Source organism: Hassallia byssoidea VB512170, from assembly GCF_000817785.2.
Classification (GTDB): Bacteria; Cyanobacteriota; Cyanobacteriia; order Cyanobacteriales; family Nostocaceae; genus Hassallia; species Hassallia carrinoi.
Genome location: NZ_JTCM02000214.1, coordinates 1 through 3,513, shown reverse-complemented (window position 1 = coordinate 3,513; position 3,513 = coordinate 1). Strand labels below are relative to the sequence as shown.

Annotated in this window: 3 protein-coding genes; 1 reads left to right on the top strand and 2 read right to left on the bottom strand. The window is 43.2% G+C overall.

Features of this window, described 5'->3' with window-relative positions:
• The first annotated feature begins 89 nt into the window (after window positions 1–89).
• On the top strand, window positions 90–1,868 hold the full coding sequence (locus PI95_RS37095; protein WP_052325815.1) for an ATP-binding protein: 1,779 nt from the start codon (window positions 90–92) through the stop codon (window positions 1,866–1,868).
• A 65-nt stretch (window positions 1,869–1,933) separates the two neighbouring features.
• Here the strand turns inward: PI95_RS37095 and PI95_RS34905 are convergent, their stop codons facing one another.
• The gene (locus PI95_RS34905; RefSeq protein ID WP_052325816.1) at window positions 1,934–2,728 is read right to left on the bottom strand and encodes a hypothetical protein; all 795 of its coding nucleotides are present in this window, start codon (window positions 2,726–2,728) and stop codon (window positions 1,934–1,936) included.
• Window positions 2,725–3,438 (bottom strand): TrbI/VirB10 family protein, encoded by a 714-nt coding sequence (locus tag PI95_RS34900; RefSeq protein WP_236117343.1) that lies wholly within the window; start codon window positions 3,436–3,438, stop codon window positions 2,725–2,727. The genes PI95_RS34905 and PI95_RS34900 overlap by 4 nt, the downstream gene beginning before the upstream one ends.
• Window positions 3,439–3,513 lie beyond the last annotated feature (75 nt).

The window sequence follows — 3,513 nt, the reverse complement described above, 5'->3', positions numbered from 1 at the left end:
AATCAAAGATACTAATCATTTAATTAGATGCTGGTAGAAGGTCAATTTTACTTTATACCATTTTTTTGTACCCAAATCATATTCCGGACGTGTCTAACGATCAACGTCCAACTAACTTTAAAATTTACCAGTCAGGCAGAGAATTAGCTCCAGAAGAACTGGCTATGCAATATGCTACCACTCATGGTGTGGAAATACTAGATTCTGAGATTGAGGTAGTTCGTGATGATAATATCAGAATTAACCTGTCGCAGTATGCTGCCCCTTTATTTGATGAAGATGGAAAAGTGCGGGGGTGTGTAAGTATATTTCTAGATATTACCCAGCGCAACCAGGCAGAAAAAAAACTGCAAGCTGCTAGAGATCAGTTGCAGACTGTACTGGAGGCTGTACCTGGAATTGTATTTTGGGTCAGTTCCGACTTGTGCTATCTAGGTGTCAACAAGCATTTAGCTGATAGTTTTAATTTGCCTCCCGAAGCTTTTGTTGGTCAGGATATTGGTTTTTTAGCTAGTGGTAATGGGTTTCGTGAATTCGTGCAAAAGTTCTTTGCTGGAGATGAATCTGAAGCATTATATGAGTTGAAATCCATAAAAGCAGATCGTAGTTATTTAATTGTGGCTCAAAAATATGACCAGAACAGAGCCGCATTTTTGATCGGCATTGATATCACCGAACAAAAGCGTGTAGAGAATGAACTGAGACAAAAGACTGAGGAACTGGCAAAAATAAATCGAGTAAAGGATGAATTCGTTGCTGTCTTGTCTCATGAGTTACGTACTCCTATGCATAATCTTCACGGTTGGGCGCAACTATTGCTAACTGAATCTGAGATGGATGAAGCACTGAAAATTGAGGGACTGGAAACGATTGAGCGGAATGCCCGTCTACAAGTTCGCTTAATTGATGATTTGCTAGATTTGGCTAGGATGCAGAAGGGCGAGATGAATTTGGAAATCGGGCTTGTTGACCTAGCAAGTGTAATTAGGTCAGCAGCAGATACTATTCGATTATCAGCCGAAACAAAAGGCATTGAAATTCAGTTACATCTTGATGCTGCTGTGTCCAACGTTTTGGGTGATGCCATTCGTTTACAACAAGTGGTTTGGAATTTGCTTTCAAATGCAATCAAGTTTAGTTCCAAGAATGAAAGTGTAGAGGTCAGGTTGGAGGAAGTTGAGTCTCAGGCTCAAATTACTGTTATTGATAGAGGGAGGGGCATAGAAGCAGAATTTATACCATTTGTCTTTGAACGGTTTAGTCAGCGTGACGCTTCCACTACTCGTTCTGCTGGTGGATTAGGGTTAGGACTAGCGATCGCTCTAACAATTGTAGAACTCCACAATGGCAATATCACAGCAGCCAGTGCAGGATTCGGCAAGGGATCGACATTCACCGTGAGGCTACCTATCGTTACAATGACAGGGCAGTTAAGCAATGATGAAATAGTACCAGGAGAAGCGGTTCATGGCAATAAGAAAATTGCCCAATTGCAGAACTTGTGCATTCTGGTTGTGGATGACGATGCAGATGCTCGTATGTTAATGCAGACTGTTCTCCAGAGCACCGGGGCAGATGTATTAGTGGCAGCATCAGTAAAAGAAGCATTGGCACTTTTAGAACAGCGCTCGCCCGCTCTAGTAATTAGTGATATCAATATGCCAGATGAGGATGGCTTTACCTTAATTCGTCAGGTTCGCTCGCGCACTATAAAGAAAGGGGGACAAATTCCGGCGATCGCTCTCACCGCATTTGCTGGAGCCAAAAATGAGCAACGTATTTTAAAAGCAGGGTTTCAACTTTTTATTACCAAGCCAATTGAGCCAATGGAACTCGTGGACAAGATAATCGAGGTGTTAAAAACTTAATCAATAGACCTGTCCGCATTCTAAAGCTCAAAATAGCTGAAACCCTTACATAGCTAACTTTTTTTCTATTTTTCCCAGTGCATCACCGAAGAACGTTGCTGTCCTAGTCTCAGTAGACGGTCATTTAAGGCGATTCTTCCTAATTCAGAAATAACCTCAACTGGAACACCAACAGATGTAGCTGCTTCTGGGATTGTTACTCTGCTATTTCGCAACAGAGATAAAACTTGCTGCACTTTAGGAACAACTGGATCGCTTTTGTTGGTGTAACCCCGATTAATAGCAATTCTCAGCCCGGTTTCAATATCATCTACTCTCGCTCTGCGATTTTTATCTATCAATAGTGTCTGCTGTCCAGCGATTGCGCTACTTTCAGAAGCCGCTCCGGGTCTTGGCGCAGTGCCGGAGGCAATCGCATTTGCAATCTCAATACCTACATACGCAGTGTTTCTACGCACTGGGACAATATCGAAGTTGTAGAGTCGCTTTTGTCCCGCTTGGTCTACAGTTTGGACAAGTAAGTTAGTAATAGCAGTGGTGGTAGCCCCTGGAAACTTCAGCGGTTGGATTGCCCTCAGAAAAATGGTTGTAGCGCGTCCGCTTTTTAAATCCGTATCTGTGGTGTAGACCAGTCGTGAAGGATCTGCTACCAAAATGTAGGCGATCGCCTCGTCGGTTTGAGTGAAGCTAATAGGCGTAGCACGTCCTGGAGTAACTTGAACCTGAATCCTATTGTTTGCAGCCATATCCCGTTCAATTAAGCGATATGCAGGAGTTTGTGCTTGTGCATGTATAACAGGTATCGTTACACCGAGCAGTAATGTGCTAGTGATGATGATAAGAGTAGCAAATTGTTTCATCGGTCCACTTTCAAAAAACTATTGACGACAACCGAGACTTCTGTACCTTCAGGTAAAAACTGGATATTTGGACGTTGTAGTAATTCCTGCACTGCCTGGTCAGAGCGTCTAGACAGACGTTCAGCTACTGGACTAAAAAACCCTGACAGCGCCGATGCCCAAATTTGAGGATTAGAGTTGCTAGTAACGGTACTTTGGTTAAAAGTGCCACTAGAAACAACAGTGCTAGATTGAGTACGGGGTTGATTCACTATGCTACCCACCCTACCCAAACTACTGAGTAATCCCACCAATAAATCTTGTTGGGCAATATCTGTCCCCACATCATTCAGCTTTTTAGCAATTAACGGTTGCTGTCCTCGACCACGAATTAACAAAGTCTCAGCCGGAATGGTTTCCTGTTTGACTGTGCCTTGGGAGTCAGGGTAAATAAGCGCGATCGCACTAGCAGATACCAAGTTATTCTTTTTACCTACTGCCACTGTTTTCGCTACTAAAACAGTACCAGCCGGGAGTGCCACCGTGCCATCTGTAGCTGTGAGAGGTTTGGTTAACTCGATAGCAAAGCGATCGCTCTTATTATTGCCTCCCTCATCCCAAATCATCGGCATGATAATTTTACCTTTGGTGGATGTACCCAGTGCTACCTCTTTAGTTTCGCTTACATTGAGATCGGCTGGAACTACAGGGGACTCACAAACAATAGACAAAAATGGACAGCCTTGTTTTGAAATATTCGTGCAGCATCATAGACAGTCTGTGTAGAAGGCTGTCCATTTTTGTCC

Excerpts from the sequence above, each read along its gene's own strand:
- PI95_RS34905 (WP_052325816.1), bottom strand. The coding sequence starts at position 2,728 with ATGAAACAATTTGCTACTCTTATCATCATCACTAGCACATTACTGCTC.